General features: G+C 62.5%; 14 protein-coding genes. 11 read left to right on the top strand and 3 right to left on the bottom strand.

The features are described 5' to 3' along the window. Positions 1–93 precede the first annotated feature (93 nt). From xerD to QMX89_RS08005, 6 genes are all read left to right on the top strand, one after another. Positions 94–990, top strand: coding sequence for a site-specific tyrosine recombinase XerD (xerD, locus tag QMX89_RS08030; protein ID WP_056844212.1), 897 nt, complete (start codon positions 94–96; stop codon positions 988–990). 142 nt (positions 991–1132) lie between these two features. Next, entirely contained in the window at positions 1133–1867 is a 735-nt protein-coding gene (locus QMX89_RS08025; protein ID WP_049861278.1) for a DsbC family protein, read from the top strand. A 93-nt stretch (positions 1868–1960) separates the two neighbouring features. After that, positions 1961–3265 carry a homoserine dehydrogenase gene (locus QMX89_RS08020; RefSeq protein WP_282347731.1) on the top strand — a complete coding sequence of 435 codons (1305 nt, stop codon included), beginning with the start codon at positions 1961–1963 and terminating at the stop codon, positions 3263–3265. A gap of 25 nt (positions 3266–3290) precedes the next feature. Further along, positions 3291–4700, top strand: coding sequence for a threonine synthase (thrC, locus tag QMX89_RS08015; protein ID WP_282347730.1), 1410 nt, complete (start codon positions 3291–3293; stop codon positions 4698–4700). Positions 4701–4834: 134 nt separating this feature from the next. Continuing rightward, positions 4835–8458, top strand: a complete 3624-nt coding sequence (locus QMX89_RS08010; protein ID WP_282347729.1) for a transporter substrate-binding domain-containing protein — start codon at positions 4835–4837, stop codon at positions 8456–8458. Positions 8459–8543: 85 nt separating this feature from the next. Then, positions 8544–9011, top strand: coding sequence for a response regulator (locus tag QMX89_RS08005; protein ID WP_156463190.1), 468 nt, complete (start codon positions 8544–8546; stop codon positions 9009–9011). A gap of 40 nt (positions 9012–9051) precedes the next feature. Here the strand turns inward: QMX89_RS08005 and QMX89_RS08000 are convergent, their stop codons facing one another. Then, complete coding sequence (locus QMX89_RS08000; protein ID WP_152965753.1) at positions 9052–9714, bottom strand: response regulator transcription factor; 663 nt, start codon at positions 9712–9714, stop codon at positions 9052–9054. Positions 9715–9965: 251 nt separating this feature from the next. Here QMX89_RS08000 and QMX89_RS07995 point away from each other — a divergent pair, with 251 nt between their 5' ends. After that, positions 9966–10256, top strand: coding sequence for a DUF3509 domain-containing protein (locus QMX89_RS07995; RefSeq protein ID WP_282347728.1), 291 nt, complete (start codon positions 9966–9968; stop codon positions 10254–10256). A gap of 79 nt (positions 10257–10335) precedes the next feature. On the opposite strand, the gene QMX89_RS07990 is transcribed toward QMX89_RS07995, so the two are convergent. Then, positions 10336–11262, bottom strand: coding sequence for a TIGR02285 family protein (locus tag QMX89_RS07990; RefSeq protein WP_282347727.1), 927 nt, complete (start codon positions 11260–11262; stop codon positions 10336–10338). Between the two features lie 178 nt (positions 11263–11440). Here QMX89_RS07990 and QMX89_RS07985 point away from each other — a divergent pair, with 178 nt between their 5' ends. The 3 genes from QMX89_RS07985 (at position 11441) to QMX89_RS07975 (ending at position 14975) form a co-directional block, all read left to right on the top strand. Further along, the gene (locus QMX89_RS07985) at positions 11441–11980 is read left to right on the top strand and encodes a YaeQ family protein (protein WP_282347726.1); all 540 of its coding nucleotides are present in this window, start codon (positions 11441–11443) and stop codon (positions 11978–11980) included. A 56-nt stretch (positions 11981–12036) separates the two neighbouring features. After that, positions 12037–13746, top strand: a complete 1710-nt coding sequence (recJ, locus tag QMX89_RS07980; RefSeq protein ID WP_049861283.1) for a single-stranded-DNA-specific exonuclease RecJ — start codon at positions 12037–12039, stop codon at positions 13744–13746. 122 nt (positions 13747–13868) lie between these two features. After that, entirely contained in the window at positions 13869–14975 is a 1107-nt protein-coding gene (locus tag QMX89_RS07975; protein ID WP_282347725.1) for an NADH:flavin oxidoreductase/NADH oxidase, read from the top strand. A gap of 76 nt (positions 14976–15051) precedes the next feature. On the opposite strand, the gene QMX89_RS07970 is transcribed toward QMX89_RS07975, so the two are convergent. After that, a complete protein-coding gene (locus QMX89_RS07970; protein ID WP_282347724.1) occupies positions 15052–16665 on the bottom strand; it encodes a glucan biosynthesis protein D in 1614 nt (537 codons plus the stop codon). A gap of 290 nt (positions 16666–16955) precedes the next feature. On the opposite strand from QMX89_RS07970, the gene QMX89_RS07965 reads away from it, so the two are divergent. Then, a complete protein-coding gene (locus QMX89_RS07965) occupies positions 16956–17711 on the top strand; it encodes a tellurite resistance TerB family protein (protein ID WP_282347723.1) in 756 nt (251 codons plus the stop codon). The last annotated feature ends 130 nt before the right edge of the window (positions 17712–17841 follow it).

Raw genomic sequence — 17841 nt, 5'->3', positions numbered from 1 at the left:
ATGTTCATGTGGGAGCGCGCTCTGCCCGCGAAGGCGTCGCCCTGACTCTGCGCCCTGTTATCATCCCCGGACCCCCACAACCCTACGATCTCGATGCCAGCCCTAGACCACCCCCTGATCGACCAATTCCTCGATGCCTTATGGCTGGAAAAAGGCCTCTCGCAAAACAGTCGCGACGCCTATCGCAGTGACCTTGCCCTGTTCAACGGCTGGCTGCAGGAGCGCGGCATCGCGCTGGAGGCCGCCGGCCGCGAGGTGCTGCTCGATCACCTGGCCTGGCGGGTCGAACAGGGTTACAAGGCGCGTTCTACAGCGCGGCTGCTGTCGGGCGCACGCGGTTTCTACCGGTACTTGCTGCGCGAGAAGCTGATCGGCAGCGATCCGACCTTGCAGATCGATATGCCGCAGCTGGGCAAGCCGTTGCCCAAATCATTGTCCGAAGCCGACGTCGAGGCGCTGTTGCAGGCGCCGGACCTGAGCGAGCCGATCGGCCAACGTGACCGCGCCATGCTCGAGGTGCTGTATGCCTGCGGCCTGCGGGTGACCGAATTGATCAGCCTGACCCTGGATCAGGTCAATCTGCGCCAAGGCGTGTTGCGCGTGGTGGGCAAGGGCAACAAGGAACGCTTGGTGCCCATGGGCGAGGAAGCCGTGGTTTGGGTCGAGCGCTACCTGCGCGATGGACGCCATGAACTGCTCGGCGGCAGGCCCAGTGATGTCGTCTTTCCCAGCCAGCGTGGCGAGCAGATGACCCGGCAGACGTTCTGGCATCGCATCAAGCATCAAGCTCAGGTCGCCGGCATCGCCAAGTCGTTGTCGCCGCACACGCTGCGTCATGCATTCGCCACCCATCTGCTCAACCATGGCGCGGATCTGCGCGTGGTGCAGATGCTGCTCGGCCACAGCGATCTGTCGACCACGCAGATCTACACCCACGTGGCGCGCGCGCGTCTGCAGGACCTGCATGCCAAACACCATCCGCGCGGATGAAATCGGACGATTCGGTACTGTGTCGAGCGTTGTCCGCAGTCGGTCTTGCCCAATGAATGTGGTAGGCTTGCCCGGTTTATGCAGCGGGCCGTGACGAGTTGATCGTCCATCGCCCCTCAAGTCCGTCGCTCCAGGAGTTCCCATGCGCGTGACCCGTCTTTTCGCCGCCGCAGCCCTTGCGTTGGCCAGCACCTTTGCCGTGGCCGACCCGGCTGCGGAGCAAGCCATTCGCAAGACCCTGCAGACCTTGCAACTGGAAGTCCCTATCGAAAGCGTGGGCGCAAGCCCGCTCAATGGTCTGTACGAGGTCAAGCTCAAGGGCGGTCGTGTGCTGTACGCCAGCGCCGACGGTCAGTTCGTCATGCAGGGCTACCTGTTCCAGATTCAGGACGGCAAGCCGGTCAACCTGACCGAGAAGACCGAACGGCTGGCCATCGCCAAGACCATCAATGCCATTCCGGTCGCCGATACCGTGGTGTACCCGGCGGTGGGCGAAACCAAATCACACATCACCGTGTTCACCGACACCACCTGTCCGTACTGCCACAAGCTGCACGCCGAAGTGCCCGAGCTGAACCGCATGGGTGTCGAGGTACGCTACGTGGCGTTCCCGCGCCAGGGTCTGAAATCGGCCGGTGACGAACAACTGCAGGCCGTCTGGTGTTCCAAGGACCGCAAGGCGGCCATGGACAAGATGGTCTCGGGCGATACCATCAAGGCGCCTTCCTGCGTCAATCCGGTTGCCAAGCAGTTCGAGCTGGGCCAGTCGATTGGTGTCAGCGGCACGCCGGCCATCGTGCTGGAGAACGGGCAGGTCATTCCTGGCTACCAGCCGGCCGCGAACGTCGCCAAACTTGCGCTCGACGCGAAAGGCTGAACGGCACTCGCACGTCATCAATAGCCGCAGGCCCAGGGCCTGCGGCCAGTATCACGACTGTCATCTGGGCGGTCGTTTCATGGGGAGTTCAGAGTGAAACCGGTCAAAGTAGGCATCTGTGGGTTAGGTACCGTCGGTGGCGGCACCTTCAACGTACTTCAGCGCAACGCCGAGGAGATTGCCCGCCGTGCCGGGCGCGGTATTGAAGTGGCGCAGATTGCGATGCGCTCGCCGAACCCCAACTGCCAGATTGCCGGTACCCCCATTACCAACGATGTCTTCGCAGTGGCCGGCAACCCGGAGATCGATATCGTCATCGAGCTGATCGGTGGCTACACCATCGCCCGTGAACTGGTGCTCAAGGCCATCGAGAACGGCAAGCACGTGGTCACCGCCAACAAGGCGCTGATTGCCGTGCACGGCAACGAGATTTTCGCCAAGGCGCGCGAGAAGGGCGTGATCGTCGCGTTCGAAGCTGCGGTTGCCGGCGGCATCCCGGTGATCAAGGCGATTCGCGAAGGTTTGTCGGCCAACCGTATCAACTGGGTAGCGGGCATCATCAACGGTACGGGCAACTTCATCCTGACCGAAATGCGCGAGAAGGGCCGTACCTTCGAAGACGTCTTGGCCGAAGCACAGGCACTGGGCTACGCCGAAGCCGATCCGACCTTCGACGTGGAAGGCATCGATGCCGCGCACAAGCTGACGATCCTGGCGTCCATCGCCTTCGGCATCCCGTTGCAGTTCGACAAGGCCTACACAGAAGGCATCACTCGCCTGACCACGGCCGACGTCAACTATGCCGAAGCCTTGGGCTACCGCATCAAGCACCTGGGCGTGGCACGCAGTACCGAGCGCGGCATCGAGTTGCGCGTCCATCCGACGCTGATCCCGGCTGATCGCCTGATCGCCAATGTCAATGGCGTGATGAATGCGGTGATGGTCAACGGCGATGCAGCCGGTTCCACCCTGTTCTACGGTGCCGGTGCTGGCATGGAGCCCACCGCTTCGAGCGTGGTCGCCGACCTGGTCGACGTGGTCCGGGCCATGACCTCGGACCCGGAGAATCGTGTTCCCCACCTCGCTTTCCAGCCAGACTCGCTCTCCGCCCACCCGATCCTGCCGATCGAGGCGTGTGAAAGTGCCTACTACCTGCGTATCCAGGCCAAGGATCATCCGGGAGTGCTGGCACAGGTGGCGAGCATCCTGTCCGAGCGCGGCATCAACATCGAGTCGATCATGCAGAAGGAGGTCGAGGAACACGACGGCCTGGTGCCGATGATCCTGCTGACCCACCGCGTCGTCGAACAGCACATCAATGATGCCATCAAGGCGCTGGAAGCCTTGCAGGGCGTCGTCGGGCCGGTTGTGCGCATCCGTGTCGAGCACTTGAACTAAGCGGCAGCTGCCAGAGGAATTCGCAATGCGTTATATCAGTACTCGCGGTCAGGCCCCGGCCCTGAACTTCGAAGAGGTCCTGCTCGCCGGCCTGGCCAGCGATGGCGGCCTGTATGTGCCGGAGAATCTGCCGCGTTTCACCCAGGAAGAAATTGCCTCGTGGGCAGGCCTGCCTTACCACGAGCTGGCCTTCCGAGTGATGCGCCCGTTCGTCACCGGCAGCATCCCGGATGCCGATTTCAAGAAGATTCTCGAAGACACCTACGGGGTGTTCGCCCACGCCTCGATCGCGCCGCTGCGCCAGCTGGGCGGCAACGAGTGGGTAATGGAGCTGTTTCACGGCCCAACCCTGGCGTTCAAGGACTTTGCCCTGCAGTTGCTGGGTCGTCTGCTCGACTACGTACTGGCCAAGCGCGGCCAGCGTGTGGTGATCATTGGCGCCACCAGTGGTGACACCGGCTCGGCGGCGATCGAAGGCTGCAAGCACTGCGAGAACGTCGACATCTTCATCCTGCACCCGCATGAGCGCGTGTCGGCGGTGCAACGTCGGCAGATGACTACGATCGGCGGCGACAACGTGCACAACATCGCCATCGAAGGCAACTTCGACGATTGCCAGGAAATGGTCAAGAACAGCTTCGCCGATCAGAGCTTCCTCAAGGGCACGCCGCTGGTTGCGGTGAACTCGATCAACTGGGCGCGGATCATGGCCCAGATCGTCTACTACTTCCATGCCGCACTGCAGCTGGGCGGGCCCGCGCGTTCGGTGGCATTCTCGGTGCCGACCGGCAATTTCGGCGACATCTTCGCCGGTTACCTGGCACGCAACATGGGCTTGCCGATCAACCAGTTGGTGGTGGCCACCAACCGCAACGACATCCTGCACCGCTTCATGAGCGGCAACCAGTACGTCAAGGAAACCCTGCACGCCACGTTGTCGCCGTCGATGGACATCATGGTGTCGTCGAACTTCGAGCGTCTGCTGTTCGATCTGCACGGTCGCAACGGCGCGGCCATTGCCGGCCTCATGGACAACTTCCGCCAGGGCGGCGGTTTCAGTGTCGAGCAGGAGCGCTGGACCGAGGCGCGCAAGTTGTTCGACTCGCTGGCGGTCAGTGACGAGCAGACCTGCGAGACCATCGCCCAGGTGTTCGCCGAGTGCGGCGAAGTTCTCGATCCGCACACGGCCATTGGCGTGCGCGCGGCCCGCGAGTGCCGACGCAGCCTGGATACGCCCATGGTCGTGCTGGGTACCGCGCATCCGGTCAAATTCCCTGAGGCGGTACAGAAGGCGGGTGTGGGTAAAGCGCTGGAGCTGCCGCCGCACCTGGTCGATCTGTTCGAACGCGAAGAGAAGTGCATTGTACTGCCCAATGACCTGTCGGCCGTACAAGCCTTCGTGAGTCAGCACGGCAACCGCGGCAAGCCGCTCTGACGGTACGCAGCACCGCGCCTGACGCGATCTGAAACACATAAAGCCCGCTCGATGCGGGCTTTCTGCTTTTTACAGTGCCAAGCTTATGCAACTTTTTCCCAGGCCCTTTCGGCCCGCAGGCAAGGATGCACGGCATGAGACCCAAACCGACCTCGTTTTTCACGCGCGCAGGGGCGATGGCGTGGGCAGCGGGGCTTTTGGTGGGCGCCTGCATCCTTTTGCCCGGCTTGGCCACTGCCGCCCAGAGTCTGCCTTTCGCGCTCGTCGCACCGTTCGCCCAGCTCGCGCCCCTGCCGCTTTCCAGTGCCGAGCAGCAATGGTTGCAGCGCCACGGGACGCTCCGCGTCGGCGTTTCATTGGCTGACTATGAACCCATCGATATCACCAGTGAGCGCAACCGCTATCAAGGCGTGAGCGCCGATTACCTGAGCCTGATCGGTAGCCGCCTGGGGGTTGAATTGCGAGTACTGGGCTTCGCCCAGCGCAGCGAAGCGGTGCAGGCACTCAAGGATGGCGAAATCGACCTGCTGACCAGCGCCAATGGGTATGAACAGGCTATCGGCGGCCTGGCGTTCACCAAGGAGTACATGCCCGACCATGGTGTTATCGTGCGGCGCGTCGGTAGCAGGGAGGGGAGCGGCCTGGCTGGACAGAAGGTCGCGCTGGTGGATGGCTACGCCGACGACGCTACGGTGCAGCGCGTGTATCCGGACAGCCGCATCGTCATGGCACCCAGCCTGAGCAGCGGCCTGCAAGCGCTGCATCAGGGCGATGTCGATGCGATGATCAGCAACGAAGTCATCGTGCGTGCCTACAATGCGCTGCGTCCCTACCTCGATCTGGACATCATCGGCCCCAGTGGCCTGCCCCCGGTGGGGTACACCATCGCCAGTCGCAAGGCCGATCCTTTACTGGGACAGATGGTCGAGCGGGCGCTGGCCAGCATCGACGACGGTTTGCGCCGTGAGATCCTGACCCGCTGGACCACTGGGCTGGGTTCGGAAATCGGTCACCACCGGGTCCCGTTGGAACCCGCCGAGCAAGCCTGGATCGCCCGGCACCGACAGGTTCGCGTGGTTGCGACCCAGTATCCGCCCTACCTGTACCGAGATCGGCAGGGGAACTGGGTAGGGCTCAACAGTGAGGTGCTGGCGACCCTGTCGCACATGACGGGACTGCAGTTCGTCTATCTGCCTTCCAGTTCCATGGCCCAGAGCCTGGACATGCTCAAGCATGGCCAGGCCGACATGAACACCACGCTCTCGGAAACCCCGGAACGCAAGGCGTTCCTCAGCTTCAGCCATTCCTTCGGGGGCCAGGGTTGGGTCTTCATCGTTCGCGCCGAGGATCTGCCCATCGGCCATCTGGACGAGCTCGCCGGCAAGGTACTGGCGATTCCGGCCGAACATGCCCTGGAAAGCGCGATCCGCAGCCAGTACCCGCAGATCAAACTGGTTCTGGTCAGCACCTACGACAAGGCGCGCGAGATGGTTGCCAGTGGCGAGGCGGATGCAACCATCGACAGTGAAGTCGGGGCCTATCGCGCAGTGGGACGGTATCCGCCTGGCGTGCTCAAGGTCGGACGCAATGTCGATGGCGAATGGTCACCCGATCGTTTCGCCATTCGCGCCTCGGAGCCCGAGCTGACGGCGATCATCAACAAAGCGCTGGAAGCGTATCCGGTAGCCGAACTGCGCGCGGCGCGCTTGAAATGGCTGGGTGCGGTGGTGCCGCCAGAGCCCATGTGGCAGCGCATTGCCACGTGGGTCTATTGGCTGCTGGCAGTGGCCCTGGTGCTGGGCGCCGTGTCACTGGTGTGGAGCGGCCGACTCAAGGCGCAGATACGTCAGCGACTCGAGGCCGAGCATGCGCTCAACGATCAGCTCGCCTTCCAGCGCGCATTGCTCGATGGCATTCCCAGCCCCATCTATGTGCGCGATCTGCAGGCACGGCTGTTGTCCTGCAACAAGAGCTACGAGCAGAGCTTCGCGACGCGCTTGCAAGACATCAAGGGCCGCACGTTGCAGGAGGTTGTCGTGGTGAACTCGGACGAGGCCGAGCAGATGCATCGCGACTACCTCAAGCTGCTGGACGATCAGCAACCGGTATCCGCTGATCGGCAGATCCAGATGCACGGCCGCAAGGTGCATGCCTGGCAATGGATCGTGCCGTTCTACAATGCCGAGGGCCAGCTTCAGGGCTTGCTGGGCGGCTGGATCGACATTTCCGAGCGCAAGCGCCTCGAAGATCAACTGGTAGAGGCTCGGCACACCGCCGAGCAGGCAAACCAGGCCAAGAGCGCCTTTCTGGCGACCATGAGCCATGAGATTCGTACGCCCATGGCGGCCATCATCGGCTTGCTCGAGTTGGAGCGTGAGCGACGCCGGCGGGACGAGCAACCGGTGTCCGAGGCGCTCGAGGTGGCCTGGCGTTCGGCCCAGGAGCTTGTCGCCCTGATCGGCGACAGTCTGGACCTGGCGAAGATCGAATCAGGCAGCCTGCAACTGGCCGAGCAGGTGACCGAAGTCCGGCCGTTCTTCGAAGGCATGCTCAGCTTGTTTTCGGCCCAGGCACAGCGCAAGGGCATTGCGCTCGATCTCGACATCGCACCGGCCATGGCCAGCACGTTCTGGTTCGATCCGTTGCGGTTGCGGCAGGTGGTGCACAACCTGCTCGGCAACGCCTTGAAATTTACCCGCCAAGGCAGCGTGCGCCTGGCTGTCGACGCGCAGCTGCTCAACCCGGGCCAGTGGCGGATGACCATTGTCGTCAGCGACACGGGCGCGGGCATGACGCCTGGGCAACAGGCCAGATTGTTCAAACCGTTCGTTCAGGGTGGCGTGGACCTGCAACAGGAATCCATCGGTACCGGCCTGGGTTTGACCATCTGCAAGCAGTTGATCCAACTGATGGGCGGCACGATCGACCTGCACAGTACCGAAGGCGTGGGAACGCGAGTCGAAGTGCAGATCGATGTACGCCACGATGCAGAGCACGCGGCGGCAATGGCTCCTGTCCAACCGAGGCCCGACACAGCCGCGCTGGACATTCTGGTGGTGGATGACCTGTCCGCCAATCGGATGGTGTTGACCCAGCAGTTGCAGTTTCTGGGGCATCGGGTGCAGGACGCCAGCGACGGTGTGACGGCGCTGGCTGCCTGGCAAGCCGGGCATTACGATCTGGTGCTCACCGACTGCAACATGCCAGGCATGAATGGCCACGCCCTGTGCCAAGCCATCCGCCAGCAGGAGGCGCTATCCGGTGCACGTCCGGTTCGGGTTATCGGCTGTACCGCCAATGCCATGCAGGATGAGCGGTTGCGCTGTGCCGAAGCGGGCATGGATGAACTGCTGGTCAAGCCAATAGCCCTGGACAGGCTGGCTCAGATCATCGCCGACCTGCAGCAGGGTCCGGCATTCTCCATGCAGGCGCTGCAACGTCTGACCCAGGCCAATGAAAAGGTCATGCGACGAATGCTCGACGAGTTCTCCCGGAATCTGGAGGCAGAGGCCGGAGCGCTGACCGAGGTCGTCGAGGCGCTCGACTGGTTACGCCTGCAAGAGGTGCTGCATCGGCTTCAAGGCATTGCTCGTCTTATCGACGCGGAGCCATTGATACGCGCGCTCGCCGAAGTGGATGCGTGTTGTCAGTTGGGCGATGAGCAGCGATTGCTCGTCGAGGGCAAGGAGCTCCATTGCGAAATCGCAAGGTTGGCCACGGCCATAGCGCGCTGTCGAGAAAATTCCTCGGAAATTTAGGACTTGTCCTATCCCAAGCGTTCCACTTGCCCTTTAGAGTGCCAGGCAATGCGCAGCTCGATGCGCTCCTTCGAGGTTTTCACTCATGCGTTCGCTCAGAGTTCTGGTGCTGGAAGATATTCCGTATCAGTTGATCGCCATGCATCAGGTGCTCAATGCCTGTGGGGTATTCGACGTCCTCACCGCTCAGAGCTTCAACGCGGCCTGTCTCTCGCTGGAAAAGCGCCATGGGGCGGACGTGGCCATTTGCGAGGTGACGATGGCCGGGTTGGACATGGGCGAGCTGATCCGCCATCTGGCCGCGACCGGGCTGGCACGGGCACTGATCCTCTACAGCAATGGCTCGCAGTCAGTCGAACCGCTGGCGGCACTGGCTCGCCAGCATCGGTTGCCATTGTTGGGCGTGTTGTACACGCCCGTGTCGGCTGTCGCGGTGCATGGGCTGCTGCAGGATTACCAGCGTCGAATGGATGTACAGGCCTTGCTACCCTTGCCTGACGTGCACGAGATCAGTTCCTGCGACGGCGCCTGGCCTCTGCCTTTGCGCCCCTAGCGCCGCCCGGTGGTGCGATGCAGGCCCGTCCCGATCCCGGTCATTTCAATCCGTGGGCCTGCATGTAGATATACAACGCCGCATCGTTATCGATGCCCAGCTTGCGCATGGCGCTGACCTTCTGCGCGCTGATCGTCTGCTTGCTGCGGTTGAGTTGGAGAGCGATTTCGTTGACCGAGAGGCCTTGGGCCAGCAGACGTGTTATTTCAAGCTCGCGCGGAGACAGGTCGACATGGCCCGTGAGCTGGCTTGCGGGATTATCACCTGGCAGGGCCAGGATACTTCTTATCGACTGCGCCACGAACGGCTTGTTGCGCTTGAGGCTGGCAATCGCTGCCGGCAATTCGTCGACGAGGCTGGCTTTGCCCAACAGCCCGACCACGCCCAAGTTCAGGATTGCCCGCAGCAGCCCTGGATTGGTCAGCATGGTGACCACCATTACAGGCAGCTTTGGCCAATGCCGGCCGACATACCCGATCAGCCTCAGGCCATCACTCTGATCCCGAGAGGGCATCATGTAGTCGGTGATCAGCAGGTCGCATTCGGTTTCATTCAGGCAGTGCGTCAGCTCCTGTGGCGAGGCGGCTTCGGCCACCACGCGCAAGCCGGGGTCTCGCTCCAGCACGGCGCGCAGGCCGATACGAAAGATCGGATGGTCATCGGCCAGCACGATCCGCAGGGGTGCGCTCAGTGGGTCGGTCAAGGCAGGCTCCGGTGACGGGTAAATCAGGCGGTGAATTCTGGCACAGCTGTGGTCTATTCCTGATCTGTTTTGTAGTCCATTTCTGGCCCTGTAGCCACCTAGCCGCACAATCAGAAAAGTCTTACATTCGTACTGTCATATTCCGAAGGCACTGTCGGAAATAGTCTGACATGGCGAGCCCAGAACTTTTCTCGCTGGGGAGGGGTCAGTGTCATGCACCTTAAGAATTCGAACAGACGAGTGGTGATGCGATGAAGAATATCAGCCTGTTGCTCAATGAAGCCCTGACACCGTATCGCGTGACTCTCGAAGGGCAGGATAGTCTTGGCAATTGCCAGGTCGTGGTCATGAGCGCGGCTGGAAGCGTAGTGACCCAGCGTTCGGTCAACCGCAGCCAATTCGAGGACTTGCGCTCCTTTACCGATGTGGTCGATGGTTTGCACCGTGACCTGCTGGTTGCCGAGGGGCGCCTCGAACCGTCGATGATTGCAGCGCTGCGCAATGTTTCGCAAAGTGCTGGCTTCAGCCACGCGCTGGCCTGAGCTTGATCAGGCCCTGGCTGTCCAAGAGGTAGGGCCTTTGGCGAGTAGCGCGCGCGCCGCGGCCCTGCCATTTTCCTTCCTACCGCTGGCTGCTCAAGGCCTCGGTGCTCTGTGCATTGAACCTCCGCGCATTGAACAATGCACGGGTTTCGCGCAGATAATCCGACCTCTCATGGGGTGCCAGCCATTGCGCATACAGCTGCGCTAATTGACCACTGCGCAACTCCACCAGCAAAGGGTTCAGGGCGTCCACTACGCGGCGGCCGGTGGGGCTGTCAGAGCAACCCACATGTACGATCTGTGTTCTTGCCGCGCCCTTGATCGGGACCTGCACCATTTGCTGCGGATCCAAATCTTCCTGGCGCGCCTGATAGCGAGCCTCCAGCCAGTAGCCCAGCAGGGCATGGATCCGCCCCAGCCTTTCCATGCGCAGCAGGCTCCCCATGGCGTCGTTGCCATGATGGGCGAGGATCTGGCGGCTGTCGGCTTCGGCCAGAATGCGGTCGACGACGCTGCCGTAGCTGCGACCGGCAATGATGCCCAGGGCCAGGGTACCGCTGCGCAGCAGGGCGCCAAGGTCGACCTTGCCGTCGTCCATGAAATCGGCGATCAGCGGCAGGTCGATTCGCTGCATGACCAATGTACTGCCCAGCACGTGCATGCTGGGCACTGAATAAAAGATGGTCTGCGCGCGCTGGCGCGTCCAGAGCAGCGCAGGGTCGCAGTAAAGCCCCGGCTCGGCGAGCATCTGCGAGGCGCGCGCGCGGTTGACCCTGAGCACGCTGTGATCGTAGTCCGGCAGCGCTGCGCGCATCAGTGGCAGGGCCTGGTCGACGGCGCCGCGGTTACGGTCAGGCCCTCGGGCTATGGTCAGCGGTGCCAGGTCGCGCAACAGCCATGTGATGGTTTCCCGGCCATGTGCATGGGGTGTGATAAGCAGGCAGGCGCACAGCGCCAGTGACAGTAAAAGGCTGCCGGCCGGCAGGATTTTGAAACATGAGTCCATGGCAGTCCTTGCGCAGGGAGTAGGGCAGGTTGTCCGTTTTTGAAACACCGCACCATCTTTGCACACCCAGGCGTATGATCAAAACGCACCGCAGCGTCGCAGTGGTCTGTGGTGGTCGTTGATCAAGGCCGCATCGGGTAGACTAGCGGCCTTTTCCCGTTCCCAAGAAGCCTGCCTAATGGCCCAGCCGTCGACCACGTACAAATTCGAACTGAACCTGACCGATCTTGACCGCAGCGTTTATGAGAGCGTCAAGCAGACCATTGCCCGTCACCCCTCCGAAACCGAAGAGCGGATGGCGGTGCGCTTGCTGGCGTATGCCCTGTGGTACAAGGAGCACCTGTCTTTCGGCCGCGGTCTGTCGGATGTCGATGAAGCCGCGCTGTGGGAAAAAAGTCTGGACGGGCGGATCCTGCATTGGATCGAGGTCGGTCTGCCTGATGCGGAACGTCTCACCTGGTGTTCGCGGCGTACCGAGCGTACCAGTCTGCTGGCCTATGGCAGCCTGCGCGTGTGGCAGACCAAGGTGGTCGATGCGGTCAAGAACCTGAAGAACGTCAACATCGCCGCAGTGCCTCAGGAAGTGCTCGAGACCCTGGCCAAGGACATGCCTCGGGTCATCAAGTGGGACGTCATGATCAGCGAGGGCACGGTGTTCGTCACCGATGACCGCGGTCAGCACGAAGTCCAACTCGAGTGGCTGTTGGGCGAGCGCTAGGCCGCCCGGTTTCACCTTTCCTCTTTTGTCTTGCAGTGAGAACCGCCCCAGGCACCATGCGCATCGAACCCCGTCAGTTGCCCCAGATCCTGCCCTTCCTCGGCGATATGCCGCCCCTGCTGAATCGCCTCTACGCGGCGCGTGGTGTATCGAGTGCGCAGGAGCTGGACAAGAGCCTGGCGCGCCTGATTCCCTTCCAGCGGCTCAAGGGTATCGAAGCCGCTGTCGAGCTGTTGGTGACGGCCATCGACCAGCGTCAGCGCATTCTCATCGTAGGCGACTTCGATGCCGACGGTGCCACAGCCAGTGCGGTGGGGGTGCTCGGGCTGCGCCTGTTGGGCGCTGCCCATGTCGATTACCTGGTGCCCAATCGCTTCGAGTACGGCTACGGCCTGACCCCCGAGATCGTCGAAGTTGCCTTGCAGCGCGAGCCGCAGTTGCTGGTGACGGTCGACAACGGTATTTCCAGCGTCGAGGGCGTGGCGGCGGCCAAGGCTGCCGGGCTGCAGGTGCTGGTGACCGACCACCACTTGCCGGGGCACGAGTTGCCGGCTGCGGATGCCATCGTCAACCCCAATCAGCCGGGCTGCGAGTTTCCGAGCAAGAACCTGGCCGGGGTCGGCGTGATTTTCTACGTGCTGATGGCCCTGCGCGCACGGCTGCGTGAATTGGGCCGCTATGCCCAGGTGGCGCAACCCAACATCGGCGAACTCCTCGATCTGGTAGCGCTGGGCAGCGTGGCGGACGTCGTGCCGCTGGATGCCAACAACCGCATTCTGGTGCATCAGGGGCTGGAGCGAATTCGTGCGGGTCGGGCCCGGCCCGGTATCACGGCGATTCTGGAGGTGGCACGCCGCGAGGCTGCGCGGATCACCTCTACCGATCTGGGCTTCATCCTCGGGCCGCGCCTCAATGCCGCCGGGCGCCTGGACGACATGAGCCTGGGCATCGAGTGCCTGTTGAGCACCGATCTGCCCAGCGCCCAGGCGATTGCCTCGCAGCTCGATGGGTTGAACCAGGACCGCAAGTCGATCGAGCAGGGCATGCAGCGCGAAGCCCTGGCCCAGCTCAAGGACCTGGCGGTGGAATCCATGCCGTTCGGCCTGTGCCTGTTCGACGCGCAGTGGCACCAGGGTGTGATCGGCATCCTTGCCTCGCGCCTCAAGGAGCGCTACCACCGGCCGACCATTGCCTTCGCCGATGCGGGCGATGGTTTGCTCAAGGGCTCGGCGCGTTCGGTGCAGGGCTTTCACATTCGCGACGCACTGGATGCGGTGGCGGCCAGTCATCCGCAGTTGATCAGCAAGTTCGGTGGGCATGCCATGGCGGCGGGACTGACCCTGCCGCAGGAAAACTTCCCGGCGTTCTGCGAAGCGTTCGATGCCCAGGTGCGCAGCCAGCTGTGCGAGGAAGACCTGACCGGACGCCTGCTGTCCGACGGCACTTTGGGCGTCGAGGAGTTCCACCTGGAGCTGGCGCGCGCCCTGCGCAATGCCGGGCCCTGGGGGCAGCATTTTCCCGAGCCGATGTTCCATGGCGTATTTCAGCTGGTGGAACAGCGCGTGGTCGGCGAGCGTCACCTCAAGGTCACGCTCAAGACCGAGTGCGGCAGTGTCAGCCTGGACGGTATCGCCTTCGGCGTCGACCGCGAGGTATGGCCCGATCCGTCGGTACGCTGGGTGCAGCTGGCCTACAAGCTGGACCTCAACGAGTTTCGCGGACGCGAGACGGTGCAATTGCTCATTACCCACATCGAGCCGCGCTGACAGGCGGAACCACGGTCGCCGGCGGGTTGTCGACTGGTCTTCAAGAGCGAGATGGGTACGTCCGCCACGTCTATCGGCCGACTGCCTCTCGTCCCACGTGGAACTGCCAACCGAGGTGCCCGATGAGCATGCTGCTCGAACCCTATACCCTCCGCCAGCTGACCCTGCGCAACCGCATTGCGGTATCGCCGATGTGCCAGTACTCCAGCGCCGATGGCCTGGCTAACGACTGGCATCTGGTGCACCTGGGCAGTCGTGCCAGCGGCGGTGCCGGTCTGGTCTTCACCGAAGCCACCGCGGTGACCGCCGATGGTCGCATCACACCTGAAGACCTCGGTCTGTGGAATGACGAGCAGATCGAACCACTGCAGCGCATCACCCGCTTCATCACATCACAGGGCGCTGTGCCGGCGATCCAGCTCGCCCACGCTGGGCGCAAGGCCAGTACCTGGCGACCCTGGTTGGGCAAGCATGGCAGCGTGCCGGTCAATGAAGGTGGCTGGGTGCCCGTCGGACCCTCGCGGATCGCCTTCGACCCGCAACACACCGCACCCACTGCGTTGGACGAAGCCGCCATCAAGGACATCGTCCAGGCGTTCGTCGCCGCGACCAAGCGCGCATTGACCGCCAACTTCAAGGTGGTCGAGGTCCATGCGGCCCACGGTTACCTGCTGCACCAGTTCCTGTCGCCGCTCAGCAATCAGCGTCAGGATCAGTATGGAGGCAGCTTCGAAAACCGAATTCGTCTGACCCTTGAGGTCACGCAAGCCATTCGCGAGGTCTGGCCTGAGGAATTGCCCGTGTTCGTCCGCGTATCCGCGACCGACTGGGTCGAAGACGGCTGGAACCCGGACGAAACCGTGGAGTTGGCCAAACGCTTGAAGGCGCTGGGCGTGGACTTGGTCGACGTATCGTCGGGCGGCAGCTCGGCCAATGCCGAGATTCCAACCGGACCAGGCTATCAGACGCGCTTTGCCGAGCGGGTCCGCAAGGAGGCGGATCTTGCCACGGGCACCGTGGGCATGATCACCGACCCGGCTCAGGCCGAGCACATTCTGCGTACCGGTCAGGCTGACATCATCCTGCTTGCGCGTGAACTGCTCCGCGATCCGTACTGGCCTCTACACGCCGACGAAGACCTGGGCGGGCGCCTGGCCACCTGGCCAGCCCAGTACCAGCGCGCTACCCACCGCGATCAACCGATCCTGGAGTCGGATCTGCGCGACTGATCGTCGTCTACCGTTTCGATGATGGCCTCTTCGCCCCTGGAATCATGGGGCAAAGAGGCCAGGCCGCTTCAGTTCATCAGACGTACTTGCGCTTTTCCGGAGCTGGAGGGAAGTACTGGTAGAGCCAGGTTTCGCTCAGCGTGCGTCCCTGGGTCTTGATAAACAGGCGCATGTCCACCGGATCGACGCTGTCGCTGGTGGGGTACCAGTCGAACAGCACGCGGAAGCCCTTGATGTCCGGCAACTCCAACACCTGAATGTCCTGCACCTTGCCGCCCGAGGCCGTGATGATCGGTTCGATCGGGGTTTTCAGCGATTCCAGCCCGCCGCCGGTGAAGTCCACGGCGAAACGTCGTGCCCAGACGTTGGGGTAATGCTCGCCCGGGGCCCAGCCTTCGGTGAAACCACCCATCCCGGAGCGCGTTGCCGCGACACGCGCAAGCGGCGTGCCGACCGGTGCCAGGGCGCTCCAGTACAGCTTGTAGCCGAAATTCAGGGAGTTACCGGCCTTGACCGGGTTCTTGGGTGTCCAGAAGGCGACGATGTTGTCCATGGTTTCACCGGTGGTCGGCAGCTCCACCAGATCGATGGCGCCTTCGCCCCAGGCGGTGGTCGGCTCGACCCACAGGCTCGGCCGCTTGTGGTACCAATCGACCGTATCCTGATAGTTGCTGAAGTTGTGGTCGGTCTGGATCAGGCCGAAGCCTTTCGGATCGACATCGGCGAAGGCGTTGAAACGCACGCGGTCCGGGTTGTTCAGCGGTCGGCAGATCCATTCGCCATTGCCGCGCCACATGGCCAGGCGATCCGAATCGTGGATCTGTGGATGAATAGTGTCGCACATGCGCCGCTCGTGGTTGCCGCAGCTGAACATGCTGGTCATCGGTGCCACACCCAGTTGCTCGATGTCTTGACGCGCGTTGATGTGCGCATCGATGTCCATGACCACGCGCTCTGCCTGGCAATCGATGTCGAAGCGATAGGCGCCGGTGGCACTCGGTGAGTCGAGCAGGGCGTAGACCACGAAGCGGGTGCTGTCCTTGCTTGGCGTTTCGAACCAGAACTTGGTGAAGTCGGGAAATTCTTCCTGTTTCTTGGCATAGGTATCGATCGCCAGACCGCGCGCGGACAGACCGTACTGGCCGGTGGCATCGACGGCGCGGAAGTAGCTGGCGCCGAGGAAGGAGACCACGTCGTGGCGTTCGAGGTTGGGCGCCTTGAACAGCTTGAAGCCGGCGAAGCCCAGGTCGCCCTTGAGCTGCGAAGTGTCGACCGTGGTGTTCTGGTAGTTGAACAGCGGCGGATGGAAATGCACCTCGCGCGCCTGCTTGCGATCGGCATCGACGCTGTACATGCGCACCGGGGTGCGGAAGCCCATGCCGACGTGGAAGAACTGCACGTCCAGCTGGCCATTGAGGTCGTTCCACAACGAATGGTTGGCGTCGTAGCCAATCGCATTGAATTGTTGCGGCGTCATGTTGGCCAGGGTCGGGGGCAGGGTCTGCTTGTTGCTGACATAGGCCTGTGCGGCCAGGCTCTTGGCCTGGGCCTTGAGCATGTCGAAGCTGAACGGCTCGGCATCGCCATCGGCGGTGGCGGCCAGGGCCTGGGCGGCGAGCAGCCCGGTGCCCGACAGTCCGGTATAGGCCGCGAGGGCCATCGACGCTTTCAGAAGGTGTCTGCGGTGCATAGCTAACCTGTTCTGAATCAACCTCGGTCGCTCCAAGCGACCTGCGAGGCTCAAATGGGAAGGTTTGGGCCTGCCTTGTCCAAACGCAGCGAACTGTACACAGATACCGGAATGACCGATGTGTTCGCAAACTCCTGTAAAAAAGTTTTCCGGATATGTCCCCGTCGCCCCCTCGATTGACCGTTGTGGTCGAGCATTTGCGCAACATCCCGAAGCAAATCACCATTCGAGCCAAGCAACGGAATGCCCTTACTCTCGTCAAACGTTTCTCCCATTGACGAGACCAAAAAATGAACACGCGTGGCTTGCTCGACCAGTTGTTCAAATCCGGCCAGGAGCTGCTGAAGAACAAAAGCGGCGGTGGATCTTCACCCCTGGGTGGCGCCGGTGGTGCCGGTGGTGTCGCTGGTGCACTCGGCGGTCTGCTTTCTGGTAAAGGCGGCGCGGGCGGCGCGTTGGGTGGCCTGTTGTCCGGCGGCAAGGGCGCGCTGACCGGTGGCGCCATGGGCCTGCTGCTCGGCAACAAGAGCGCACGCAAGTACGGCGGCAAGGCGTTGGCCTATGGTGGCCTGGCAGCGTTAGGCGTCATTGCCTACAAGGCCTATGGCAACTGGCAGGCCCAGCAGCAGAGCGCGCCACGTGGCGAGCCGCAGACGGTCGACCGGGTGCCACCCCAGCAGGTCGAGGAGCACAGCCAGGCCATCCTCAAGGCGCTGGTCGCGGCAGCCAAGTCCGACGGCCATGTGGACGACCGCGAGCGTGAACTGATCGAAGGCGAGTTCACCCGCCTGGATTCGGACAACGAGCTGCAGCAGTGGCTACACGCCGAATTGAACAAGCCGCTGGATCCGGTGGACGTAGCGCGCGCTGCCAAGACCCCGGAGATTGCCGCCGAGATGTACATCGCCAGCGTGATGATGGTGGATCAGGAGCACTTCATGGAGCGAGCCTACCTGGACGAACTGGCCAAGCAGCTGTCCCTTGACCCTGCGCTGAAGCTGGAACTGGAAAAGCAGGTTCGTCAGGCCGAAGCCGAGGTCGCGTGAGGTGAATAGACGGGTTGAACGGAGGGCGTCACCGTTCATCTGCCGATCACGACGTCGGTCGGCAATAGTCCTGCGTTGATCACGTAGCAACTGGCATTACCCTCGCTGATGAACGAAAGTTGAGCAACAG

It is taken from the genome of Pseudomonas sp. PS01301 (assembly GCF_029960215.1).
GTDB classification, from domain to species: Bacteria; Pseudomonadota; Gammaproteobacteria; order Pseudomonadales; family Pseudomonadaceae; genus Aquipseudomonas; species Aquipseudomonas coleopterorum.
This window is presented reverse-complemented; position numbering and strand designations above follow the sequence as displayed.